The organism is Parasphingomonas zepuensis, from assembly GCF_036663735.1.
Lineage (GTDB): Bacteria > Pseudomonadota > Alphaproteobacteria > Sphingomonadales > Sphingomonadaceae > Sphingomonas.
The window spans coordinates 252,154-274,672 of the sequence record NZ_JAXOJO010000005.1 but is presented as its reverse complement, the minus strand read 5'-3'; the positions used below and the strand labels follow the sequence as shown (position 1 = coordinate 274,672).

Here is a 22,519-nt window from a genome sequence, read left to right as displayed (position 1 = left end):
GCCGAACAACCTTGGACATAAACCCTCCTACAAAGGGCTGCCCTAATTTACTGCCTCAATCCAGGGGGGACTCCAGCTCTTCGCCAATCCATCCCGGCTTTGAAGTCGAGAGCGCCGAGCTAATGAAGGCATCGCGACAGCTTCCCGCGGTAGAACACGATATTGCTCACTACGGGCAGCCCATATTCTGTGGTGTTACCAAAATGGCCGGCTTAATATGAGCGCAAAGTGAGGGCCGAAATGCGTGTTAGTCGGGTTGTCATAAGGAACGTAAGAGCGATCGAGTTCGCCGACGTGCCTTTGAGTGAAGCAACGACGCTCGTTATCGGTGAGAATACTACCGGAAAATCATCATTCATTCACGCTCTGCGGCTTTGCTTAGACGTCGGATTGACTTCGACATATCGGTCACTCGCGAAAGACGACATATATTGCGGCGTCGATCAGACCTTGCCGTTTCAGGCTTTTGTTGGTGTCGAAATTACGGGGTTCGCGGGCAACGAAAACGAAGAGGCGATGCTGCACGGCACGCAAATTGAGCCTGACAAAGCCCGGATTTTCTATCGGTTTCGGCCAAAAAAGATCATTCGGGAGCAATTGCAGCAAGGCCCGCTCGGTCGCGATCTGGCCTTGGACGATTTCAGTTGGGAGCTCTTCGGTGGCGGCAATCCGGGCATCGATCTCACTCAAATCGCGTGGAACCATGAGAACGACCAGCTTAACGCCAGCCCGGTGGGGCTACAATATTTGCAATCTTACCTCGTCGTACACCTGCCAGCACTGAGGGACGTTGAAAGCGACCTGCAACAGCCTCGGCGGTCGCCATTAATGAGGTTGGTAGAGGCGAGCGACATCAGCCAAGCCGAACAGCAGGCCATTGTGGAAGCGGTGTCGCAGGCGAATGCCCTTATCGAGGGGACGCCTACCGTTCAGGCCATCGCGGAATCGATCGACCGGGCTGTTACGGAAGTAACCGGCCCAGCCTTCGATCTTGATGTGGAACTCGGGCTGTCGTCGCCGTCGTTCCAATCGATTATTCGAAATCTGATCCTGTTGCTCTCCAATCCGGTCGTGAAGCAGTTCGAGCCAAGGCGGAATGGGCTAGGCCTCAATAATGTGCTCTACATCGCAATACTCATCGAGCAGTTCAGGAAACGGGCGGCAGCAGGCAAATCGGCGGGCGAGCTGATCTTAATCGAAGAACCCGAGGCGCACCTTCATCCACAGCTGCAAGCGACGCTCATGGACGCGGTTCGACGCCTTCCTTTTCAAACGATCGCGACAACTCACAGCACGCAGATAACCGCGGGAGCGTCGCTGGCATCCTACGTGACATTTACCCAGCGCCCTAACCTTGCGCCGGCCATCGCCGTGCCGAGCCGGGCACCGGGACTGACGCCTGCGGATCAGCAGGATCTCGAACGCTATTTGGATGCCACCAAAGCTAACCTGCTTTTCGCGCGCAAGGTGATGTTAGTCGAGGGAGCGGCGGAGCTCCTGCTTATTCCGCCTCTCGTGAAAGAGGTCATGGACGTAGACCTCGAGCGTGAGGGCATTTCCCTCATCGCCATCCACGGGGTGCACTTTGCCGCATTCGCGAAACTTTTCTCGGCGCAGTGTTTGCCGAAAAAGTGCGCCATTGTCGGCGACGCCGATCTCGATCCCGAGATCGTGCCGGCAGGTGATGATGTTCCAGCTCCCGCAAACCTCGCCTTGCTGCAAGGCGATTATGTGCGGGTCTTCGTTGGCCAGACGACGTTCGAATGCGAACTGACGTTGCTTGACAATCTGGACATGCTTGGCCGGGCCGCGGGCGATCTGGGGGCCAATCAGTTGCGTGGTGATTTGGGCATGCAGGAACTCATGGGCGGACCTGTTCCGGATGCCTTGAAGGCAAAGGTTCTCCGAACCGCCAAGCGGTTCGGAAAGGGCCGGTTCGCGCAGGTAACCTCACGGCACGCGTCGCTCGCAGGTGAGTTGCCGCAATATATCATCGATGCAGTCGATTGGTTACGTGCAGAATGACACTGACCGTGCAGCAGACGGCAGCCATCGCTGAGCAAGGGAATTTGATGCTCACGGCCTGCCCGGGCAGCGGCAAGACCCGAACACTCATCGAGAAGCTCGTGCGGGAGATTGAGGGGGTCAGGGACACTCCCCGGCGGATTTGCTGCATCACCTATACCAACACAGCCGTGCAGGAGATCGAGCATCGAACACTGCAGCAGACGGGTCCGGATGACAGCCGATACGTTGATGTCTCGACGATCCACTCCTTTTGCCTGAATGCGATCGTCCGCCCGTTTGCTTGGCTACGCCCCGAGCTGGCCGTCGGGCGGCGAATTCTAAATCCCGACAATCCCGATTTTGCTGGCATCTGCGACTTTGCCGCGCAGCAGGTGAACCTGCTGCACCTTACGCCGGCGGACTACGAAGCATTCGAGAACCTTTCGTTGGATTCAAATGGCCAGATCGTAGGTCTCGCTGCGGAGAACGTCGCCGTGGCGCAAGCCGCACCCCATTTCTTGGCTCGGTGTCAGGCGATGGGCTACATCACGTTCAGCACCATCATCTACGGTGCCTTTCAGCTCCTGCGCGATCATCCCACCATCGCCACGACGCTTTGCGCAAGGTATCCTTGGTTCCTGATTGACGAGTTCCAGGATACCACCGAACTTCAGATTGAGATACTCCGGCGGCTCCACGCCACGGGGCGGTCGCGGTTCTTCTGCGTCGGCGATTTGGCGCAATCCATCTTCGGGTTCACAGGTGCCCGACCTGAGTTGGTAGCACCGTTCGCTCAACATATCGGCGCACGTACCAACCTCACGCTGTCCGGCAATTTCAGATCAAGCCAGCGGGTCGTCAATCACGCTGAGCGCCTTTTTCCGCGCAACCCGACCATGACCGCGGAGGGAGAGAACCGGAATTACCCCGTCGACCCGTTTCTCGTGCGAGGGCTCTCGACGTTTCAGGCAATCACGGAGCATTTTTTGCCTGCGCTGGAGGCAGCCCACATACCCCTGGGGAAAGCCACCATCCTCGCAAAAGACTGGATGTCTCTCATCAGGCTCGCTCGCCAGTTGCGAGACTTTCAAACACCCATCGTTGGGCCGGGTGCGAGGCCGTATCGCCGGTCCCGTCTCTTTGCCACATTGGCAGAGCAACTATGTGGCGCCGTAACCGATCCCGACCCGGACACAACCGGCCAGCTAGAGCGCGCACTGTATCATGCGATTCAAGAGGTCACTGGGACAGCGCCTACAGGGGTGTTCTCGTTCGAAGGTCGTCGGGTCATTATTCGGTTGCTCCGCGAGGCGGCACAGCTTGCGAATGCGAATGCCAGTGCGGTCGTTTGGCTGGATTCAATGTCAACAGCCACTGGCCGAATTTTGGCTGATGCGGAATTCATCTCACCCATTCAGGGCGGCTTGTTCTTCGCATCGGTGCAGGAAATGAAAGTCGATATGGCGCGGCAGGAGATTGATACCGCCAACCTGTCGATCGCGGATTTGGGCCTTTTCGCGAGCCCGACGAGAGCGCTGCGCCTCTCGACTATCCATTACGCAAAGGGCCGCGAGTACGATGCGGTCGCACTCATCGGTTTGCGGAAGGGAACTTTTCCCCACTTCCGGGCAAACACGCCTGAAAAAATTGAAGCGGAAAAGCGACAATTCTACGTGGGCGTGACGCGCGCCAAGAACCTGCTGATGTATGTTTCGGAGCAGGATAACTGGAACAATCCGCCAAGCATTTTTCTCGGGCCGCAAGGTGTAAATGTTGTTCCGGTTCAATGACTGGCGAAAGAAATGGTGCACTGTACTAATTATAAATTCACGAGAAGACGCTTTCTCAAAGACGTAGTCAGTATAGTGTCCCCGTTTCTGTCGTGGACTACCAAACATGAATTCCCTGACCGATCTTGGATGGGAGATTGGTGATCTAACGCTGTTGCCAGCTGGCACGACGAGCGCCCGAACGGGCCGATGACGATTAGGACAGCGGCGCGTTCGTGAGCCGCATGTACTCGCTTTCGGTCACGACAATAGAAATCAGCGGACAGGCGCGGCTTACCGACCCTATCGCTTTCATCAACCCATTGGCATATTCTGTCGCCACTGCGGGAGTCGGAGGCGATCTTGAACGAACAGCAATACGAAATAATTAGCGCGCGCCGAAGTAGTTACGACTCTTTTCTTTGGCAAACTCCAGGCCTCGCCATGGCCGCGCAGGCTTTTCTCATCGCCGCCTCATTTGATGACAAAACCACGCAGTTAAACTCAATCACACTGGGTTCTTTCTCTCTTTTTGTCGGCTTCGCCTCCCTCCAGCTTCTTATGAAACATCGTCACTGTGAAGTGGAGGATTCAGAACGACTCGCTAAATTCGAAAGAGATAATGAGGCAAAAGGATTTTCTGTGGCCCACGGCCGCTCTGTCCCATGCACTCACGAGAAGAACTTCGTGACGCAATTTAGTGCGTACAAGGTTTGGAGAGCCGTCCTAATCGGATTCTGCGGCCTCTCCGTCTTTAGCATCGGAAGCGGAGTGGTTACGAAGAGCGGAGCCCAGCAAGCGGCGCCGGCCTCGCCGCCGCAACATGAGAAGGTCGCGAAATAATTCATCCCCGTTGCGCGACAGTAAATTCGCGCTGCAAATCCAACCTCTTCTCGTCGGCCCGCGCGAGAGCTAAAAGAAAAGGGTACACTATACCAATTATGACTCCACGAGGCGAGAGACGTAATTAGTATAGTGTCCCGGTTTCTTTAATGCTTTGGCCGTCTGAAGCATTTCAGGTGTTTTGCCACCCGCTACGATCGCCGAACCGTCCACTTCAACGGCTTCGTACATCTAGCCGCCGCCATGATCTGGCTACGCTGAATGTCGATCCGGCCTAGCACAGTGTCGTCGTTTCTCACACTCGCGGACGTTTTAGCTGGTCGAAACCCTTGCCAAAAAGGCAGAACCGAAAGGAATATGCTACTCCGTTATCTTGGCAATGAGCAGCATTTCGGCGCAGCGTTTCCAGGGGTTCTCGGCGACTTTCGGCCGTAGAGGCGGTCGCCGGCCCGCCTCGGCAGCCGCGCTGTAGAGCAAATCAGAGATTGTCGCAACTTCCCAGCCGAGTGGGCCCGAAGAGTACTTATGCTTATCTGGGTTTGCTTCATACATCTCCCGATCTGCTTCAAAATCTGTCGCCAACGCATGAAGGAACAAGCCGAAGCTCTCTTCGTCGGAAACGAGTTCAAGTAGAGTGTCGAGATCGGCTGGAGCCATGCGGCAGGATGCGCCCACCGTCAGGAAAGGGCAATGTCCACTTTCCATCAGAGATCCCCGTCCCGCGGTCTTCCGGCCACGCTTACGTTTCTCATCCAGATCTAGGGTGAGTATCCGGCGTTCACGACGGTCCCTGGCTTCTTCCACTTCGACGATGCCACCGCCGACCGGAGCGAGCTCGCCCGCGCGAATCGCCTCGCAGGTGCGGCGAGCGAGGAACTAAGCGCTTATAACTGCACTTCCAGAACGCGGCTAAGCTGGCGGGCGCCGATACCGTTACGGCTCGAACCATCAGGTGGACAGCCTGCGAAGCCGGCTGCTCACCCCAGCCGCTGAGCGGCGATATCGGCCCCTTCTCGCAGCGCGCGGAGCTTCATCCAGGTCACTGCCGGATCGATCTTGCCATAGCCGGCAAAGGTCCCGAACCCGCAATCCGTGCTCGCCACGACTCGGTCCGCCCCGACGATGGCCGTGAAGCGCTCGATGCGCTGGGCGATCAGCTCGGGATGCTCGACATAGTTGGAACAGGTGTCGATCAGCCCCGGCGCCAGGATCTTGTCGTCCGGCAGCTTGGCGTCGCGCCACACTTTCCACTCATGCTCGTGCCGCGGATTCGCTGCCTCGAACAGGATGGTCGACGGCCGCGCCTTCAGCACGATGTCGATGATCCGCTCCAGCGGGATGTCGCGGTCGTGCGGGCCTTCGTAATTGCCCCAGCAGACGTGCATCCGCATCGCCTCGGGTGCGATCCCGGCGGTCGCTGCGTTTAGTGCCTCGACATTCGCCTCGATCGTGCGGAGGAACTCGGCTTCGTCCATGTCCTGATAGCCGGTGTGCCGCGACATGGCGAGATCGGGGCAATCGAGCTGCAGCTCGAACCCGGCCGCCGCGATCGCCTCATATTCCGGCCGCATCGCATCGACCAGCGCGGCCAGATAGGCCTCGTGGCTCGGATAATAGGCATTGGGCTGGAATGCCGTGATCAGGCCCGGCGACGCTGCGTTGAGGAAGGCGCGCGTGCCTTCGCCGTGCCGGTCGAGCGCGCTGCGGAAACGGCGGATGTCGTCGTCCAGCGGCTCCAGCGTCTTCAGCACCACCGGCGCGATGCAGGAGGCGCGGGTGAACTCCTGCGCACCCATGATCGCGGCCAGCTTGGTGCGCAGCTCGGGCAGCGGCGCCAGGTCGAGCGCCGGCTTGCGCGGGCTGTTGCCGCCGAATCCTTCCAGCCGCTCGATGATATAGGTCGAATAGCCGACCTTGCCGAGTTCGCCGTCGCTGACGATCGTCACCCCCGCCTCGACCTGCGCTGCCACCGCCGCGTCGACGGCGGCCTGGACCACTGTGTCGAACGCGACGGGGTCATAGGCCTCGCCCGCATCGCGGGCGAGCAGCAGCGGGGTCAGTTCGGGCCCACGCGGAAGGCTGCCGACATGGCTGGTGGCGATCGTCGTCATGGTTATGCGTCTGCCAGTTCTACGGCGTTCACGATGTGCGCCTGGGTGTATTCCTCGAGCCCCGCCTGGCCGAGTTCGCCGCCGATTCCCGACTGCTTCGATCCGCGGAACGGGATGTTGGCGTCGATCGCGAGATACTGGTTGACCCACACGGTGCCCGTATCGATCCGCATCGCGACATCGGTCGCGCGCTTCACGTCGCGGCCCCATACGGTGCCGCCAAGGCCGTATTCGGAATCGTTCGCCCGGGCGATCACGTCGTCGATGTCGGTATAGCTCAGCACCGGCAGGACCGGGCCGAACTGCTCCTCGCGCACCAGCGGCGCATCGTCGTCGAGATCGCGCACGATCGTCGGCGGGATGAAATAGCCCGGCCGGTCGAGCGCGGTGCCGCCCGCGATCACCGTGCCGCGCTCCCGCGCATCGTCGAGCAGCGCCTTGACCTTCTCGAACTGCATGCGGTTCTGAACCGGGCCGACCTGCGCGCCCTGCTGCGCGCCGTCGTCGACGATCGCGCCCTGGGCGAGCCGCGCCAGTTCGTTGCAGAATTCGTCGTACATCGCTTCCGGCACATAAGCGCGCTTGATCGCCACGCAGATCTGGCCGGCATTGGCCATCGCGCCGCCATAGACTTTCCGCGCGACCTGGACCGGATCGACATCGTCGAGCACGATCGCGGCGTCGTTGCCGCCCAGTTCCAGCGTCACGCGCTTAACGGTGCCCGCGGCGCTCGCCATGACCTTCTTGCCGGTCGCGGTCGATCCGGTGAACGCGACCTTGGCGACATCGGGGTGCGCGGTCAGCGCGCTGCCCAGGTCGTTCTCGTCGCAGATGATGTTGACGACGCCTGCCGGCAGGATCTCGGCGCACAGCTCGCCGAACAGCAGCGAGGTCAGCGGGGTCGTCGGCGCGGGCTTGGCGACCATCGTGTTGCCGGTCACCAGTGCCGGGCCAAGCTTGTTCATCAGCAGGATGACCGGGAAGTTCCAGGGCGTGATCGCCGCGACCACGCCGAGCGGCGTGCGGTGCTCGATGATCTTGTTGCCGCCCTCGTCGCGCAGCGTCTTCGCTTCCAGCTTCATGGCGGCGAAGGCGCGCAGGGTGAACACCGCGCCCATCACTTCGTACATCGCCTGGTCGAGCGGCTTGCCCTGTTCGGCGGTCAGCAGCGCGGCAAATTCGCCCGCGCGCGCTTCCATCGCGTCGGCCAGCTTGGCGACCAGGTCGGCGCGCTCGCTCGCCGGGCGCTGCGACCAGGGGCCGAACGCTGCCTTGGCCGCGGCGACGGCGCGGTTCAGCGTGTCGAGATCGGCCTTGGGGCATTGCGCGAACGGTTCGCCCAGTGCCGGGTTGATCACGTCGAACGTGCCGGAACCCGCTTCCGCGCGGCCATCGACCAGCATGCTAAAGACCTTGTCGACCATCAGAACCCTCCGGATCGTTCCGGCGCTTGGCCGCCGGAACCTGTTTGAGACACGTTGTGACAGAGGTGACGTCGTCCCTGAACCGCCCTGCGGCAACGACCCGATCGCGCGCTGAAACCAGCCCGCTCCGACTCGTCCGCCGTGCTCAGTCCGGCACCTCTCCCGAATTCATATACATGAATGCTTCACTTATCGGATGGTATGCCCGGCGGCCACCTTTTGCAACCACCGGTTTCACCTGCCCTAGGCAGTCAGCTGCCGCTCCAGCGAGTCCAGCACCCGGTAGCACGGCAGGACCTGTGCCACCGAACTGTTCGGCTCCCGCCCCTCCCGGATCGCCGCGATGAACTCCCGGTCCTGCAGCTCGATGCCGTTCATCGACACGTCCACCGCGGAAACGTCGATCGCTTCCTCCTTGCCCGTGAACAGATCGTCATAGCGCGCGATGTAGGTCGCGCTGTCGCCGATATAGCGGAAGAAGGTGCCGAGCGGCCCGTCATTGTTGAAGCTCAGCGACAAGGTACAGATCGCCCCGCTTTCCGCCTTCAGCTGGATCGACATGTCCATCGCGATGCCGAGCTCCGGATGGATCGGCCCCTCGATCGCGTTCGCCTTGACGATCGGCCCGGCCTGATAGGCGAAGAGATCGACCGTATGGGCGGCGTGATGCCACAGCAGATGGTCGGTCCAGCTGCGCGCCTCGCCCTTGGCATTCATGTTCTTGCGCCGGAAGAAATAGGTCTGGACGTCCATCTGCTGGACGTTGAACTCGCCCGCCTTGATCCGGTTGTGGATATATTGATGGCTCGGATTGAAGCGGCGGGTGTGGCCGACCATGCAGGTCAGGCCGGTTTCCTGCTGCTTCGCCAGTACGGCCTCGGCATCGGCCAGGCTGTCGGCGAGCGGGATCTCGACCTGGACGTGCTTGCCGGCATTCATGCACTGGATTGCCTGCTCGGCATGCATCTGGGTCGGCGTGCAGAGGATCACCGCATCGACATCGTCGCGGGCGAGGCTGTCGGCGAGATCGGTCGTGGCGTGGCCGATGCCGTATTTGTCGGCGATCGCCTGAGTGGGTTCGAGGCGACGGCCGACCAGGGATACGACCTCGACGCCGTCGATCAGCTTGAGGCCGTCGAGATGCTTTTCACCGAAGGCACCGGCACCGGCCAGGGCGATTTTCATGGGCTGTTCCTTATCTTGGCGCCAAGCGGGAGGGGAGAATTAGACCGGTTCCAGCACGATATGCCCGACCGCCGTATTGCTGGCGGGCACATGATAATGCCGGTGCAGCAGCTTCGTGGCCTTGCCGAGCGCGCCGCGCATGACGAGCCACATCACCATCTCGATGCCTTCGCTGCCCGTCTCGCGCAGATATTCGATATGCGGGATCCGGCGCAGCGCATCGCTGTCGCCGATCAGCCCGTCGAGGAAGCGGTTGTCCCACTCCTTGTTGATCAGGCCGGCGCGCGGCCCCTGGAGCTGGTGGCTCATGCCGCCGGTGCCCCAGACCTGCACGTTGAGATCCTCGGGGAAGCTCTCGACCGCGCGGGCGATCGCTTCGCCGAGCGCCCAGCAGCGATTGCCCGAAGGGGGTGGATAGGTGACGACGTTCACCGCCAGCGGGATCACCTTGCACGGCCAGGCGTCGGTCTGGCCGAACATCATCGACAGCGGCACGGTCAGGCCGTGATCGACGTCCATCTCGTTGATGATCGTCATGTCGAATTCGTCGAGGATCAAGCTCTGCGCGATATGCCAGGCGAGATCGGGATGGCCGATCACGGTCGGCACCTTACGCGGGCCCCAGCCTTCGTCGGCCGGCTGGAATTCCTCGGCGCAACCGATCGCGAAGGTCGGGATGATCTTCATGTCGAACGCGGATGCATGGTCGTTATAGACCAGGATCACGACGTCGGGCTTGGCCTCCTTTTCCCATTCTTTGGTCCAGTCGTAACCGGCAAAAGCGGGCTTCCAATAGTCTTCGCCCGTCTTGTCGAGATCGACCGCGACACCCAGGGCCGGGATGTGGCTGGTCGCGACGCCGGCGGTGATGCGCGCCATGTCAATTGTCTCCCTTGATCGAACGAAGCCCCTCGGGCGAGCGTCCACCCGCGATCATCATCGCCGAATAATCTTCCAGGCTCATGCCGCTCATCGTGCTGACTGCCTGCAGAAAGCTCTGGCCGTCGGTCGAGAAGACCTTGGCCAGGAAATAGATGTTGCCGCCCAGATCGAGCAGCCGGTTGTAATCGCGGTCGAGCACTGCCTGCTTCTGCTCCTCGCTGAGCTTCCACTCGTCGAGATAGGCGCGCTCGTCCGCCTTCCAGCGCTCGCGGTTGTCGGCTTTCATCAGGCTCATGGCGAACTGGTTGAGCTGATAGCCCTGGCGCGCCCGCTTTGCGGTGAAGACGCGCGTGCCGGGAATATCGTCGAACTCGGCCAGATAGGCATGGATGTCGCGGGGCTGGGTCACAGGCCTCTTTCCTTCAGCTTGGCGTCGAGGCGCGGGAATACGCGGCGCGCGTTGCCCTCGAATATTGCGTGCTTCTGCTCGGCGCTTACCGGCAGCGCATCGACATAGCGCTTGGTGTCGTCGAAATATTGCCCGGTCTGCGGATCGATTCCGCGCACCGCGCCGACCATCTCGCTGCCGAACAGGATGTTCTTCGTATCGATCACTTCGGCCAGCAGGTCGATGCCGGGCTGGTGATAGACGCAGGTGTCGAAATAGACGTTGTTCATCACATGCGTGTCGAGGCTCGGCTGCTTGAGCATGTCGGCCAGCCCGCGATAGCGTCCCCAGTGATAGGGCACCGCGCCGCCGCCATGCGGGATGATGAAGCGCAAGGCGGGGAAGTCCTTGAACAGGTCGCCCTGGATCAGCTGCATGAAGGCGATGGTGTCGGCGGCGATATAGAAGGCGCCGGTCGCATGCAGCGCCGGGTTGCACGATCCGGAGACGTGGATCATCGCCGGTACGTCCAGCTCGACCATCTTCTCGTAGAAGGGATACCAGTAACGGTCGGTCAGTGCGGGAAAGGCGAAATGCCCGCCGCCGGGATCGGGGTTGAGGTTGCAGCCGATGAAACCGAGCTCCGTGACGCAGCGCTCCAGTTCGGCGATCGATCCCTGAAGGTCGGCCTTGGGCGATTGCGGCAGCATGCACACGCCGGCGAAAGTTTCGGGATAGAGATCGACGACGCGCGCGATCAGGTCGTTCGACACGCGGGTCCAGGCCTTGCTGACGTCCTCGTCGCCGACATGGTGCGCCATGGTGGACGCGCGTGGGGAAAAGATCGTCATGTCCGCGCCGCGCTCCTTCAGGAGCTTCAACTGGTTCGTCTCGATCGTTTCGCGGATCTCGTCGTCGGAAATGGCGGGATAGGGCGGTGCCGTCTCGCCCGCCTTGAACGCGGCTTTCTGTGCGTCGCGCCAGGCGTCGTGCTGCGGCGGCGCCGTCGTATAGTGGCCGTGACAATCGATGATCAGGGTCATGCTGCTTGGTCTTTCCTGCGCGCTGATAGGGCGTCGAGCTTGTCGGTGAGAGTCGGCCCGGGCGAGAGGCCAAGCTGGCCGATCGCGCGCTGGCGCTCGACCGTGCCGCGCGTCATCGCCGAACCGGTGCCGAGCGCATCGAGCGTCTTTACCACCTCTTCCATCTCCGCCGCGCGGCGCAGGCCATGGACCATCATCCGCTCGAGATTATAATCGGCCTTCTGTCCCCAATCGACGCCCGGCCAGCTTGCATTGAGCGAAGCGCCAACCGCGTCCGAAACACCGGCCGCATCGGCTGCGATGAAGCATTCGGCAGTCAGCGCCTCAAGCCCCTTCACCATCACCGAGCGGATCATCTTGATCGACGAAGCCGCCCCGACCGGACCGGTCACGATCGTGACGTTGGTGAAGCCGAATGCCGTCAATGCCTCGGCCCCGGCTTCGGCATGCGGCCCGCCGACCAGCAGTGGCACGGCCTGCCGCGCCGGATGCACCGGCGCCATCACTGCGACATCCACATAGCGACCGCCGGCCGCCTCGATCGATGCGGCGGCGGCGCGCTTGGTGTCGGGCGCGACGCTGTTCATGTCGAGCCACAGTGCTCCCGTATCAAGTGCGGCGGTGGCTGACTGCGCCGCGATCAGTGCCTGGTCGGCGGTAACCACCGAGAAAACAGCGCCCGCGCCCTTGATCGCCGCCGCGGCATCGGCGCAGGCGACAATGCCGGCACAGGCAAAATCGTCCAGTTTCGCGGCGCGCAGATCAGGCATATCGGTCTTGCGGTCATAGCCGCGCGCCGGGGCTCCGCCGGCAAAGGCAGCGCCCGCTTCCCCAAAACCGATAAAGGCGAACCGCGTATCCACGCACCGCGCCTAGGTGACACGCGCCCGCGCCCGCCAATCCAATTGTCGACCCGGCTATTTGTTTTTCCGAATTCTTGTCTCAGTCGGGACGGTTTCGAGCAGCTCGACGAAGCGGCGCTGCGCGGCGGTCGGCCGCCAGCCGCTGCGGGTGGTGATACCGATCGTTCGCACGCCATGTTCGAGCGGTGCGCCGATAGCCGTCAGGATGCCGCTCTGGATCTCGAGCGCCACCTGATCGGGGGACAACAGGGTGAGCAGATCGCTGTCGCGCAGGATGCCGCGGATCACCATCACAGATCCGCATTCGATCGGCGCATCGGGCGGGTGCCGTCCCGCGAACAGCGCGTCCCATTGCGCGCGAAGCGGCGTATCGGCCTGGCCGACGATCCAGCCGTAACGGGAAAGGTCGTCGAGCGTCACGTGGGGTTGCGCCGCCAGCGGATGGCCGACGCGCCCGATCACCACGAGCCGGTCGGCGAACAGGGCGCGCTGGTCCAGCCCCTGCGGCGTTTCCTCGCGCAGGGCGCCGATCATCAGGTCGATCACACCGTCGCGCAGCGGGTCGACCAGCTCGCGCCACGATCCCTCGGCGACATCGACCAGCGCGCGCGGCGAACCCTGCACAAAGGCAGCGATCGCGGCCGGCAGCACCAGCGCGCGCGACAGCGGCATCGCGCCGATCGCGATCGTGCCGCTCTCCTGTCCGCCCGCCAGCTCGGCGACGCCGGCACCGATTTCCCGGGCGGCAAGGCGGATGCCGCGCGCGAGCCGCCGACCGGCCGCGGTGAGCACCACGCCGCGCCCCCGCCGTTCCGCCAGCGGGATTCCGCAAATCTGCTCCAGGTCGCGCGCGGCGCGGTGCAGCGCGGGCTGCGACAGGCCGGTCGCGGTTGCTGCCCCAACAAAGCTCCCCGCATCGGCGAGCGCGAGAAAGGCGTGCAGCTGGCTCGCGGTCATCAGCTGTTCCGGCCGGACGAAACCGCGCCCACCGCGCCGCAGCCCACGCGTCGCTGCGGTGAGGTGATCGAAGGCGGCGGTGGCGCGCTCGGCCATCAGCGTCCCGGCTTCGGTCGGGGCGACGCCGTCCGGTCGACGATCGAACAGCGTCACGCCCAGCTGCCGCTCGAGCTTGGCAAGGCCCTGGGTAAGGGCGGGCTGGGACAGATTCACTGCCTGTGCCGCGGCGTTCATGCTGCCATGCGCGGCGATCGCCGACAGCGCCCGCAGGTGCCGGAGGTTCATGTCGAAGGGGCGGGTCATCTGCGCACCCATAGCAAAAACTTATTGCCTGCGCGCAATTGTGATTGGAGGCGTGGGCTGCCCGCTGCCTAGGGCAAGATGTCCTGGAAGGAGTTCAGCATGGCGGGTCGGGTTATTCGCAATATCGAGCGTGCCGAGGCCGCGGTGGTCGACGGCCTGGCCGCATGCGGCGTCGCGACGGTGCATGAGGCGCAGGGCCGGATCGGCCTGCTCGCCAGCCGGATGCGGCCGATCTATCCCGGTGCCCGCATCGCCGGCTCGGCCGTGACGATCTCGGCGCCGCCGGGCGACAACTGGATGATCCATGTCGCGATCGAGCAGCTCCAGCCCGGCGATATCCTGGTGCTCGCGCCGACGTCGCCGTGCGAGGACGGCTATTTCGGCGATCTCCTCGCCACGTCCGCCATCGCGCGCGGCTGCCGCGGGCTGGTGCTCGACGCCGGTGTGCGCGATGTGCGCGATCTGACTCAGATGGGTTTCCCCGTATGGTCGAAGGCGGTGTTCGCGCAGGGCACCGTCAAGGCGACGCTCGGCTCGGTGAACGTGCCGATCGTCTGCGCCGGCGCTGCGATCGATCCGGGCGACGTTATCGTTGCCGACGATGATGGCGTATGCGTGGTAAAGCGCGCCGATGCCGCCGCGGTACTGAAAAAGGCGCAGGCCCGCGAAGCGGCCGAGGAATCGAAGCGTCAGCGCCTCGCCGCGGGCGAACTCGGGCTCGATATCTATGACATGCGCGGCAAGCTCGCCGAGCTGGGCCTCACTTATGAGTGAGGGCGTCGCCTGCATGTGGATGCGCGGCGGCACCTCGAAGGGCGGTTTCTTCCTGGCCGAGGATCTGCCGGCCGATACCGCGGCGCGCGATGCCTTCCTGCTCGGCGTGATGGGGTCACCCGATCCGCGCCAGATCGACGGCATGGGCGGGGCTGACCCGCTGACTTCGAAGGTCGCGGTCGTCTCCCGCTCGGTGCGCGTCGGCGTCGATGTCGACTATCTGTTCCTGCAGGTGTTCGTCGATCAGGCGATCGTCACCGACGCGCAGAATTGCGGCAACATGCTCGCTGGCGTCGGCCCGTTCGCGATCGAGCGCGGGCTGTTCGCGGCGACCGGGGACGAGACGCGGGTGTCGATCTACATGGTCAATACCGGCCAGATCGCGGTCGCGACGGTGCAGACGCCCGGCGGCGTCCCGACCTATGCCGGCGACGCGCGCATTGACGGCGTACCCGGCAGCGCCGCGCCGATCCCGCTTGAATTCCGCGACACCGCCGGCTCCTCGTGCGGCGCGCTGCTGCCGACGGGAAATCCGGTTGATCTGATCGAGGGGGTCGCCTGCACGCTGATCGACAATGGCATGCCCTGCGTCGTGTTCAGGGCGGCGGATGTCGGCGCGACCGGCTATGAGGATCGCGAGACGCTCGATGCGGCGACCGAACTCAAGGCACGGATCGAGGCGATCCGGCTTATCGCGGGACCGATGATGAACCTGGGGGACGTGACCGAAAAGTCGGTGCCCAAGATGATGCTCGTCGCGCCGCCGGCGCATGGCGGCGCGGTGACGGTCCGCAGCTTCATTCCGCACCGGGCGCATGCCACGATCGGTGTGCTCGGCGCGGTCAGCGTGGCGACCGCATGCCTCGTCCCGGGCTCGCCCGCGGCGGCGGTCGCGTCGATCCCGGACGGCCAGCGCAAGACGCTGTCGGTGGAACATCCGACCGGCGAGATGAGCTGCGTGCTTGAACTGGGCGCGGACGGGCAGGTGGCGACCGCTGCATTGCTGCGCACCGCGCGAAAGCTGATGGACGGAAAGGTCTTCGCGTGAGCACGGACGAACAGGGCCGCATCCGCAGCTGGGCGGAGCATCCATCGAAGCCGCATTTCGTGCCGCCGCCCGGTGCGGTCGACGCGCATTGCCACGTCTTCGGACCGGCGGCCGAATTCCCGTTCAGCCCGCTCGCGAAATACCAGCCCCAGGATGCCGGACCCGATATGTTGTTCGCCCTGCGCGATCATCTCGGCTTCGTGCGTAACGTGATCGTCCAGGCGAGCTGCCACGGCACTGACAATGCCGCGACGCTGGATGCCATTGCGAAATCCGGCGGCAGGGCACGCGGGGTTGCCGTTGTCGATCCGGCGATCGGTGCGGCCGATCTGCGGCGGTTGCATGATGGCGGAATGCGCGGCGTGCGCTTCAACTTCCTCAAGCGGCTCGTCGATAATGCGCCCAAGGACAAGTTCCTCGAGCTGGCGGCGCGTCTGCCCGAGGGCTGGCATGTCGTCGTCTATTTCGAGGCGGACATCCTTGAGGAAATGAGGCCTTTCCTGGCCGCCATCCCGGTGCCGGTCGTCATCGATCATATGGGTCGGCCGGACGTGTCGCAGGGCCCCGACGGCCCGGACATGCGGGCCTTCCGCACATTGCTCGACAGCCGGGACGACATCTGGACCAAGGTGACCTGTCCCGATCGCCTGTCGCCACAGGGCGAGCCCTATGACGATTTCGTGGAAGCCGTGCGACCGCTGGTCGAGGACTATCAGGACCGGGTGCTGTGGGGCACCGACTGGCCGCACCCCAATATGGAGCATCGCATCCCGGACGATGGCGGCCTGGTGGACGTGATCCCGCGCATCGCACCCACGGCGGCGCTGCAGCACAAGCTGCTCGTGGCGAATCCGATGCGGCTCTATTGGGCCGAGGAACCAAGCCGGTAACCCGAACGATCGCCGCTTCACGCGGCGGCGGCGAGCTGTTCCTTCAGCCAGTCGTTGGCAATGCAGTCGATCACCAGATGGACCCGATCGGTGGTGCCGCGGTTGGCGACGCTGTGCGGATCGGACAGGCGCAGATACCATACGCTGCCCGGCTCCATTACGACCTGTGTCCGGTTCACCAGGAACTCGACATCGTCGTTGGTCGCGATCGGGATGTGGATGCGCGCTGCCCCCCATTCCACGGCGAGGTCGTGGTCGCGATGCTCCTTGATCACTGAACCGGGTGTTAGCCGCATCAGCCGCACCGGGCCGAGCGGACATTCGAACTGTGCCAGCGCCTTGCGAAAATGCGGTGTGAGGTCGAGCAAGGGCGCGTCTTCATAAGCAGTGGCCGAGGGATCGGAATATGCCTGCATGATCGGGTGAGTCGCTCCGGCCGTGAAACGGAGCGGCAGCACGCTCCAGTCCCCTTCGTAATTCTGCCGCACGAAATGCTCGACCCAGGTGGCGCCGACGATCCGGTCGAGGTCGGCGCGCAGGTCCGCGGCGTCCAGGGTGATCGGCAGGCGCAGGCGATCGGCGAAGCTGAAGGGCGATTGTTGCGGCGTTTCGAGCATGATAGGCACGGCGTCCATCATCGGGCGGTGCGCCTGATTTCTGACCAGCCTATCGGCCGCGGGGGCGGTTGGAAAGACGCGATTCGCGACCCGTCATGACAGATCCTGGCTTGCTCGATATCGAAATCCCGCTTGATCGTTTTCGCCGTCACCTGCTGGCCGACCCCGGATTGCAGCGACAGCTGAGCGCGTTCGACGATCCCGCCGACTTCGTTCCCGTGGCGGTCGCGGCGGCAGCCGGGGCCGGGATCGTGCTGAGCGAGGATGAGCTGCTGGATACGATGCGGCCAGATCCGCTCGGTATCGCGCGGTACAGCAATGCGCCGGCCACCCATCTCGAGCCCCCGGCGGGCGACTGGTTGCCGGTCGCCATCGTGTCGGCCGGCGCTGAATTGGGACTCGACTGGGCGCATTTTGCCGGCAGGCCGTTGAGGGAATCCTTTTTCGAGGATTCGCTGCGCCAGGCGCGTGCGCTGCCGCTCAATCGGATGCTCAAGGTCCGCACGCCGCTGTCCGCACTCGCGGCCGCAGTTGGGGATGACCTACCCGTTCCAGATGGCTTCATCTTTCATCTGTCGCGGTGCGGGTCGACCCTCGTATCCCAGATGCTTGCCGCCGACCCGCGCAATATCGTCCTGTCGGAGGCGATCCCGATTGAATCCGCGGTGCAGCTTGCCCAGTCCAATCCGGGGGTACCAATCGAGGAACGCGTCCGGCTGTTGCGCGCGATCGTCGGCGCGCTCGGCCGGGACCGAACCGGCAGCCGGCGCCATTTTGTCGTAAAGCTCGATAGCTGGCACGTCTTCGCCCTGCCGCTGTTCAGGCTGGCCTTTCCCGATACGCCCTGGGTGTTCCTGTACCGCGATCCGATCGAGATATTGGTGTCCCATGCGCGCATGGCCGGCATGCAGACCGTGGTCGGAGTCCTGCCGCATGATCCCTATGGCATCCCGGACGGCGAAACGATGCCGCTGGAGGAATATTCGGCCAGGGCGCTCGGGCTCACTGCAGCGGCGGCGGTCGAACATTTCGATCTGGGCGGTGGGATCGTGATCAATTATGCGGCACTGCCACAGGCGGTGGAAGATCGCATCCTGCCGCATTTCGGCATCGTGCCCGACGCCGAGGAGCGCGCCGCCATGGCCGCGGCGGCGGGCCGTGACGCCAAGTCGCCGCTCAAGGCGTTCCGCAGCGATGGCGAAGAGAAACGGCGCGATGCGAGCCCCCGCATCCGCGATGCCGCCGTTCATCTGGCCGAGCCGTATCGGCGCCTCGAAGCGCTGCGCCTCGCCCACGAGAAATGAGCGCGATCTTCGGAATCCTGCGCTTCGACGGCAGGTCCGTTTCGCCGCGCGAGATCGAGCGGATGGGAAACGCGCTGGCGCACCGCGGGCCGGACGGGAAGCGGACGGTCGTCGAGGGCAGCCTGGGGGTGGGGCATTGCCTGCTCCGTGTGAACCAGGAGGACTGGAACGAGGCGCAGCCGATCCTCGATGGCGAAGTGATCCTCGTCGCCGATCTCCGGCTCGACAATCGCGAAGTGCTGGCGGCCGAACTGGGCATCGCCGCGGATGCGCTTGGTGACATGCCCGATAGCGCGGTGCTGCTTGCGGCGTACCGGCACTGGGGCGAGGATTTAGCCGAGCATCTGCTCGGCGATTTCACCTTCGCGATCTGGGATGCCGCGAAACGCGTCCTGTTGCTCGGTCGCGATCATATGGGCCAGCGCGGTCTCTTCTATCATCATGGTGCCGGCTTCCTGGCTTTCGCCACTGAAGTTCAGGCGTTGTGGGCGGTTGAAGAGGTGCCGCGCCGGCTTTCCGAAGACATGCTGGCCAAGCGCTTGTTGTTTTCGCTCGACCGCGAGCCTGGCGAAACCCTGTTCGAGGACGTGACCGTTCTGCCCGGTGCAACGATGGTGCGGCTCGATCGGGACGGCACCCTGACGCCGCGGGTCTATTGGAAGCCGCACGCCGGGGCGGACCATGTCGGCCGCGACGAGGCCCATTTCTACGCGGCCTACCGCGCCATCGTCGAGGAAGCGGTCGCATGCCGCGTGCGCCGGCTGCTGCGCCCGCCCGCCTTGTGTTTCAGCGGCGGGTTCGACAGCGGCACGATCGCTGCCGTCGCCGGTCCAATCGTCGCGGAAAAGGGCAGGAAGCTGGTCGCTATCGCCTCGGTACTTGAAGCAGGAGAAAGCCGCCCCGTCATTGCCGATGCACGTGCCGCGGTAGAGGCGTTCCGGGACTATCCGTTCATGGATCTTCATTATTACACGCGCGGCGACGACACTGCCTTTACCGATCTTGAAACGGTGTTTGCGACGACCCACACGGGCGGCGGCTCGCCCTTCGTGCGCCGCGGCCTCTATCGCGTCGCGGCGTCAGCCGGCACACGCCTGGTGATGGACGGACATGGCGGCGATTATACCGTCAACGTGCTTTCAGCGGGCATGTTGGGCCGGTTCCTCTTGCGCGGCAGGGTATCGACCTTTGCACGGGAATTCACGGCGCGGATGCGGGCGACTGGCCGGCCAGTGCGGCATGTAGTGCGGCAGGACATATTGCCGGCTCTGATTCCACCGCGCGCCGGAGCATTCCTCAACCTGCTTCGGCGCGGCTTCGTGCCGGTCTGGCGCACCCGGCCGGTCGCACGGGCCTTCGCTCAAAGCATGATTGCGCGGGGCGTTGTGCGCCCGTCCCGCATTCGCGTGGCCCAGTCACTGCATCATCGCTGGCAAGCCAGCTGGCTGCACCGACTGCGCAGAGCAGCACAGGGCCCGGCGTTGCAGGGAACGCTGGCGGGAGCGCAGCGCCTGGATTTCACTCGCCCTTTCCATGACAAGCGCGTGGTGGAACTGGGCCTCGCGATCCCGGAAGGATTGCAGTTCAGGAATGGGCTGGAACGCCACCTCGCGCGGACCATGTTCGCTGATCGTCTGCCGCGACGCCTGCTGATTCGAGGCCCCGGTAACGACGCCGAGGACCCTGATCATTTCCGTATGGCGGCTGCAAGCCTGCAGGCAGCACTCGCCGAGGCTCGATCGCTTGATACGGACGGACGGCTATCGCGCTATGTCGATTTCGGGAAACTCGCTGAGTCGATCGACGACCTGGACGAGACCAGAAGGGCCGATCACCTGAGGCTCCATCGGGCGGTGGCAATGATCTCGGTTGCCCGGTTCATTGCCTGGTTTAATCGCGCCAATGATTGAGTGGCCGGACGGCTTTGATCAGGATCCGTACTGGAACCCGCCGGTGCTCGTGCCGTCGGTATTGTCGCTCACATTGGCTTCCGTGTTCCTGGCCACCGAGACGATCACCAGGGGCGTTGACCAGGGCTTGCGCGACTCCGAATCAGTCGGAGTCGAAAGAGCCGTCATTATGTCGCCCGACATATCGGTTGAAGACTGGTATGATGTCATGTCGAACTGTCCCCCACGGCGCGTTGGCCGGTTGCGCGCAGAAATATGGCAGAAGCTTTTCGCACACGCAACACCATCGACGCCCTTGGCGGAGTTGAATCATGTAAATGCATGTCGAACCAGACCCGGAATGGCGCTAATTAATATTTTTTTCTGTTGTTTCATGTGTTTGGCGCTCGGTTATAGGCGGACTAACGGGGTTTCAGGGCAATATGCCTATTGTGTCTTGTTGGCGGTCCGGTACATTCGCGGCAACGACACCTGGGGGGCGGGTGTGATGGTGTGTGCCTCCCTATGCAGTGTGAGAGGCGGCCAATGACCCAACCGTTTATAGGTGAGATAAGGTTTTTCTCGTTCGATTTTCCGCCTCGCGGCTGGGCGACGTGCGGTGGGCAGTTGCTGTCGATCCAGCAGAATCAGGCATTGTTTTCGCTGCTGGGCACGCAATATGGCGGGAACGGGGTCCAGACCTTCGCGCTGCCCGATCTGCGCTCGCGCGTGCCTATGCATCGCAGCTCCAACAACCCGCAGGGTACGGTCAGCGGCTCGGAAAACGTAACGCTCCTTCAGGCCCAGGTCCCGCCGCATACGCACAGCCTGATGGGGACGACCGCAGCCGGCAACGCCCGACCGCCGATCGGACGAACCTTCAGCGCCGATACATCGGACAATTTCGATTTTTACGCGACCGGCAACCCGACGACGACTCTGGCGCCGGCGTCCATCGCGTCCGCCGGTGGGAGTCAGCCGCATCCGAATGTGCAGCCTTATCTCACCTTGAACGCCTCCATCGCGCTCCAGGGCATTTTCCCGTCGCGCAATTGACGACCCGAATTTCGGCCGAACGGCACGGAGGATGACATGAGTAACCCTTTTCTCGGTGAGATCAGAATGTTCGCCGGAGTTTTCGCGCCGCGCGGCTTCGCCTTTTGCAACGGGCAAACGATTGCGATCGCCGAAAACGACGCGCTCTATACGCTGATCGGCACGACTTATGGCGGCGATGGTGTAACGACTTTCGGCCTTCCGGACCTGCGCGGGCGGGTGCCGATCAACCAGGGCCAGGGACCGGGCCTTTCTTCCTATGTCATCGGGCAAAAGGCCGGCACTGAGTCGGTCACGCTGACGCTCCTGCAGACTCCCTCGCACAGTCATACGCTGAGCGCCACGTCGGCCAACGGCAACGTGGCGGTGCCTAATAATCAGACGCTGCCGGCGGCACCGGATGCCGCCACGCCTCACACCACCGCGTCGCTTTACGTCGAGGCGACCCCGAATACCGTCGTCCAGAACGCAATGGACCCGACCAGCATCTCGCCCAGCGGTGGCGGCAATCAGCCGCACGAGAATCGGATGCCGTTATTGGCCTTTAGCTTCATCATCGCCCTCGAAGGCGTTTTCCCGAGCCGCAATTAGTCGGAGACAGAACGTGACCCAGCCCTTCGTTGGCGAAATCAGGCCTTTCGCGTTTACCTTTGCGCCCCGCAACTGGGCGACCTGCGATGGCCAGCTCATGGCCATCTCGCAGAATACGGCACTATTTTCCCTTCTTGGGACGAATTATGGTGGCAACGGCACCAGCACCTTTCAGCTGCCCAATCTGCAGGACCGCGTGCCATTGCATAGCGGCGGGCAGCAGGGCCCAGGCCTTTCTCTATATGACGTGGGGGAGCAAGCCGGATCCGCGACGGTAACGCTGATCAGCGATGAAATGCCGTTGCACACCCATTCGCTGATTAGCGGCGTTTCCAACCCGCTCGATCAGGTGCAGCAGACCAACATGCCGTCTCCCACCGCGCTGATCTCGGTCTCCGGTCCGGGACAGGCGTTCAGCAACAACGAGACACCGGCTGTCGCGATGTCGCCACTGGCAATCGGAATATATCAAGGCGGCAGTGGGGCTCACCAGAATCAGCAGCCTTATCTGGCGGTACTTTTCTGCATCGCGCTTCGGGGGGTTTTCCCGGCACGCAACTGACGGATATTTCGAC

22 protein-coding genes are annotated in these 22,519 nt (G+C 63.1%); 11 read left to right on the top strand and 11 right to left on the bottom strand.

Annotated elements, in window-relative coordinates; all coding sequences use genetic code 11:
• Nucleotides 1-228 precede the first annotated feature (228 nt).
• The 3 genes from U1769_RS19310 to U1769_RS19300 all read left to right on the top strand — a co-directional run bounded on the left by U1769_RS19310 (nt 229) and on the right by U1769_RS19300 (nt 4,619).
• The gene (locus tag U1769_RS19310) at nt 229-2,025 is read left to right on the top strand and encodes an ATP-dependent nuclease (protein ID WP_332719304.1); all 1,797 of its coding nucleotides are present in this window, start codon (nt 229-231) and stop codon (nt 2,023-2,025) included.
• Nucleotides 2,022-3,797 carry a UvrD-helicase domain-containing protein gene (locus tag U1769_RS19305; protein WP_332719302.1) on the top strand — a complete coding sequence of 592 codons (1,776 nt, stop codon included), beginning with the start codon at nt 2,022-2,024 and terminating at the stop codon, nt 3,795-3,797. Before U1769_RS19310 ends, U1769_RS19305 begins: the two co-directional genes overlap by 4 nt.
• Nucleotides 3,798-4,139: 342 nt before the next feature.
• The gene (locus U1769_RS19300; RefSeq protein WP_332719300.1) at nt 4,140-4,619 is read left to right on the top strand and encodes a hypothetical protein; all 480 of its coding nucleotides are present in this window, start codon (nt 4,140-4,142) and stop codon (nt 4,617-4,619) included.
• Nucleotides 4,620-4,979: 360 nt separating this feature from the next.
• Here the strand turns inward: U1769_RS19300 and U1769_RS19290 are convergent, their stop codons facing one another.
• The 9 genes from U1769_RS19290 to U1769_RS19250 all read right to left on the bottom strand — a co-directional run bounded on the left by U1769_RS19290 (nt 4,980) and on the right by U1769_RS19250 (nt 13,775).
• Nucleotides 4,980-5,324 carry a hypothetical protein gene (locus tag U1769_RS19290; RefSeq protein ID WP_332719299.1) on the bottom strand — a complete coding sequence of 115 codons (345 nt, stop codon included), beginning with the start codon at nt 5,322-5,324 and terminating at the stop codon, nt 4,980-4,982.
• Between the two features lie 272 nt (nt 5,325-5,596).
• Entirely contained in the window at nt 5,597-6,730 is a 1,134-nt protein-coding gene (locus tag U1769_RS19285) for a cobalamin-independent methionine synthase II family protein (protein WP_332719298.1), read from the bottom strand.
• A gap of 2 nt (nt 6,731-6,732) precedes the next feature.
• Nucleotides 6,733-8,154, bottom strand: coding sequence for an aldehyde dehydrogenase family protein (locus U1769_RS19280; RefSeq protein ID WP_332719297.1), 1,422 nt, complete (start codon nt 8,152-8,154; stop codon nt 6,733-6,735).
• 243 nt (nt 8,155-8,397) lie between these two features.
• On the bottom strand, nt 8,398-9,339 hold the full coding sequence (locus tag U1769_RS19275; protein ID WP_332719296.1) for a Gfo/Idh/MocA family oxidoreductase: 942 nt from the start codon (nt 9,337-9,339) through the stop codon (nt 8,398-8,400).
• 39 nt (nt 9,340-9,378) lie between these two features.
• On the bottom strand, nt 9,379-10,218 hold the full coding sequence (locus U1769_RS19270; protein WP_332719295.1) for a class III extradiol dioxygenase subunit beta: 840 nt from the start codon (nt 10,216-10,218) through the stop codon (nt 9,379-9,381).
• A 1-nt stretch (nt 10,219) separates the two neighbouring features.
• A complete protein-coding gene (ligA, locus tag U1769_RS19265) occupies nt 10,220-10,630 on the bottom strand; it encodes a protocatechuate 4,5-dioxygenase subunit alpha (protein WP_332719294.1) in 411 nt (136 codons plus the stop codon).
• On the bottom strand, nt 10,627-11,652 hold the full coding sequence (locus U1769_RS19260) for an amidohydrolase family protein (RefSeq protein WP_332719293.1): 1,026 nt from the start codon (nt 11,650-11,652) through the stop codon (nt 10,627-10,629). Before U1769_RS19260 ends, ligA begins: the two co-directional genes overlap by 4 nt.
• A complete protein-coding gene (locus U1769_RS19255) occupies nt 11,649-12,515 on the bottom strand; it encodes an NAD(P)-dependent oxidoreductase (RefSeq protein WP_332719291.1) in 867 nt (288 codons plus the stop codon). Before U1769_RS19255 ends, U1769_RS19260 begins: the two co-directional genes overlap by 4 nt.
• A gap of 54 nt (nt 12,516-12,569) precedes the next feature.
• Nucleotides 12,570-13,775: a LysR family transcriptional regulator gene (locus U1769_RS19250; RefSeq protein WP_332719289.1), complete on the bottom strand. Its 1,206-nt coding sequence runs from the start codon at nt 13,773-13,775 to the stop codon at nt 12,570-12,572.
• Nucleotides 13,776-13,874: 99 nt separating this feature from the next.
• Between U1769_RS19250 and U1769_RS19245 the strand changes: the two genes are divergently transcribed.
• The 3 genes from U1769_RS19245 to U1769_RS19235 are packed head-to-tail and all read left to right on the top strand — an operon-like array spanning nt 13,875 to nt 16,487.
• Complete coding sequence (locus U1769_RS19245) at nt 13,875-14,549, top strand: 4-carboxy-4-hydroxy-2-oxoadipate aldolase/oxaloacetate decarboxylase (RefSeq protein WP_332719287.1); 675 nt, start codon at nt 13,875-13,877, stop codon at nt 14,547-14,549.
• Complete coding sequence (locus U1769_RS19240; protein WP_332719285.1) at nt 14,542-15,597, top strand: 4-oxalomesaconate tautomerase; 1,056 nt, start codon at nt 14,542-14,544, stop codon at nt 15,595-15,597. The genes U1769_RS19245 and U1769_RS19240 overlap by 8 nt, the downstream gene beginning before the upstream one ends.
• Entirely contained in the window at nt 15,594-16,487 is an 894-nt protein-coding gene (locus tag U1769_RS19235) for an amidohydrolase family protein (RefSeq protein ID WP_332719283.1), read from the top strand. Before U1769_RS19240 ends, U1769_RS19235 begins: the two co-directional genes overlap by 4 nt.
• Before the next feature lie 17 nt (nt 16,488-16,504).
• Here U1769_RS19235 and U1769_RS19230 read toward each other — a convergent pair whose 3' ends face one another.
• A complete protein-coding gene (locus U1769_RS19230) occupies nt 16,505-17,122 on the bottom strand; it encodes an aspartyl/asparaginyl beta-hydroxylase domain-containing protein (RefSeq protein ID WP_332719281.1) in 618 nt (205 codons plus the stop codon).
• 77 nt (nt 17,123-17,199) lie between these two features.
• Between U1769_RS19230 and U1769_RS19225 the strand changes: the two genes are divergently transcribed.
• Together U1769_RS19225 and U1769_RS19220 are read left to right on the top strand one after the other, a co-directional pair.
• Nucleotides 17,200-18,408, top strand: a complete 1,209-nt coding sequence (locus U1769_RS19225) for a sulfotransferase family protein (protein WP_332719278.1) — start codon at nt 17,200-17,202, stop codon at nt 18,406-18,408.
• A complete protein-coding gene (locus tag U1769_RS19220; protein ID WP_332719276.1) occupies nt 18,405-20,318 on the top strand; it encodes an asparagine synthase-related protein in 1,914 nt (637 codons plus the stop codon). Before U1769_RS19225 ends, U1769_RS19220 begins: the two co-directional genes overlap by 4 nt.
• A gap of 18 nt (nt 20,319-20,336) precedes the next feature.
• Here the strand turns inward: U1769_RS19220 and U1769_RS19215 are convergent, their stop codons facing one another.
• Nucleotides 20,337-20,486, bottom strand: a complete 150-nt coding sequence (locus U1769_RS19215) for a hypothetical protein (RefSeq protein ID WP_332719274.1) — start codon at nt 20,484-20,486, stop codon at nt 20,337-20,339.
• 357 nt (nt 20,487-20,843) lie between these two features.
• Here U1769_RS19215 and U1769_RS19210 point away from each other — a divergent pair, with 357 nt between their 5' ends.
• From U1769_RS19210 to U1769_RS19200, 3 genes are read left to right on the top strand one after another with little or no spacing between them, the layout of a single operon-like run.
• Nucleotides 20,844-21,353, top strand: coding sequence for a phage tail protein (locus tag U1769_RS19210; protein ID WP_332719272.1), 510 nt, complete (start codon nt 20,844-20,846; stop codon nt 21,351-21,353).
• A 36-nt stretch (nt 21,354-21,389) separates the two neighbouring features.
• A complete protein-coding gene (locus U1769_RS19205) occupies nt 21,390-21,944 on the top strand; it encodes a phage tail protein (RefSeq protein ID WP_332719270.1) in 555 nt (184 codons plus the stop codon).
• A gap of 13 nt (nt 21,945-21,957) precedes the next feature.
• A complete protein-coding gene (locus tag U1769_RS19200; protein ID WP_332719268.1) occupies nt 21,958-22,506 on the top strand; it encodes a phage tail protein in 549 nt (182 codons plus the stop codon).
• Nucleotides 22,507-22,519: the final 13 nt, after the last annotated feature.

What these genes read in the sequence shown, in the direction of transcription:
- U1769_RS19260 (WP_332719293.1), bottom strand. Translation starts at nt 11,652, where the DNA reads ATGACCCTGATCATCGATTGTCACGGCCACTATACGACGGCGCCGCCG.
- U1769_RS19215 (WP_332719274.1), bottom strand. Translation starts at nt 20,486, where the DNA reads ATGACGGCTCTTTCGACTCCGACTGATTCGGAGTCGCGCAAGCCCTGG.
- U1769_RS19225 (WP_332719278.1), top strand. Translation starts at nt 17,200, where the DNA reads ATGACAGATCCTGGCTTGCTCGATATCGAAATCCCGCTTGATCGTTTT.
- U1769_RS19205 (WP_332719270.1), top strand. Translation starts at nt 21,390, where the DNA reads ATGAGTAACCCTTTTCTCGGTGAGATCAGAATGTTCGCCGGAGTTTTC.
- U1769_RS19270 (WP_332719295.1), bottom strand. Translation starts at nt 10,218, where the DNA reads ATGGCGCGCATCACCGCCGGCGTCGCGACCAGCCACATCCCGGCCCTG.
- U1769_RS19240 (WP_332719285.1), top strand. Translation starts at nt 14,542, where the DNA reads ATGAGTGAGGGCGTCGCCTGCATGTGGATGCGCGGCGGCACCTCGAAG.
- U1769_RS19250 (WP_332719289.1), bottom strand. Translation starts at nt 13,775, where the DNA reads ATGACCCGCCCCTTCGACATGAACCTCCGGCACCTGCGGGCGCTGTCG.
- U1769_RS19210 (WP_332719272.1), top strand. Translation starts at nt 20,844, where the DNA reads ATGACCCAACCGTTTATAGGTGAGATAAGGTTTTTCTCGTTCGATTTT.
- U1769_RS19305 (WP_332719302.1), top strand. Translation starts at nt 2,022, where the DNA reads ATGACACTGACCGTGCAGCAGACGGCAGCCATCGCTGAGCAAGGGAAT.
- U1769_RS19290 (WP_332719299.1), bottom strand. Translation starts at nt 5,324, where the DNA reads ATGGAAAGTGGACATTGCCCTTTCCTGACGGTGGGCGCATCCTGCCGC.
- U1769_RS19220 (WP_332719276.1), top strand. Translation starts at nt 18,405, where the DNA reads ATGAGCGCGATCTTCGGAATCCTGCGCTTCGACGGCAGGTCCGTTTCG.
- U1769_RS19280 (WP_332719297.1), bottom strand. Translation starts at nt 8,154, where the DNA reads ATGGTCGACAAGGTCTTTAGCATGCTGGTCGATGGCCGCGCGGAAGCG.
- U1769_RS19275 (WP_332719296.1), bottom strand. Translation starts at nt 9,339, where the DNA reads ATGAAAATCGCCCTGGCCGGTGCCGGTGCCTTCGGTGAAAAGCATCTC.
- U1769_RS19245 (WP_332719287.1), top strand. Translation starts at nt 13,875, where the DNA reads ATGGCGGGTCGGGTTATTCGCAATATCGAGCGTGCCGAGGCCGCGGTG.
- U1769_RS19230 (WP_332719281.1), bottom strand. Translation starts at nt 17,122, where the DNA reads ATGGACGCCGTGCCTATCATGCTCGAAACGCCGCAACAATCGCCCTTC.
- U1769_RS19285 (WP_332719298.1), bottom strand. Translation starts at nt 6,730, where the DNA reads ATGACGACGATCGCCACCAGCCATGTCGGCAGCCTTCCGCGTGGGCCC.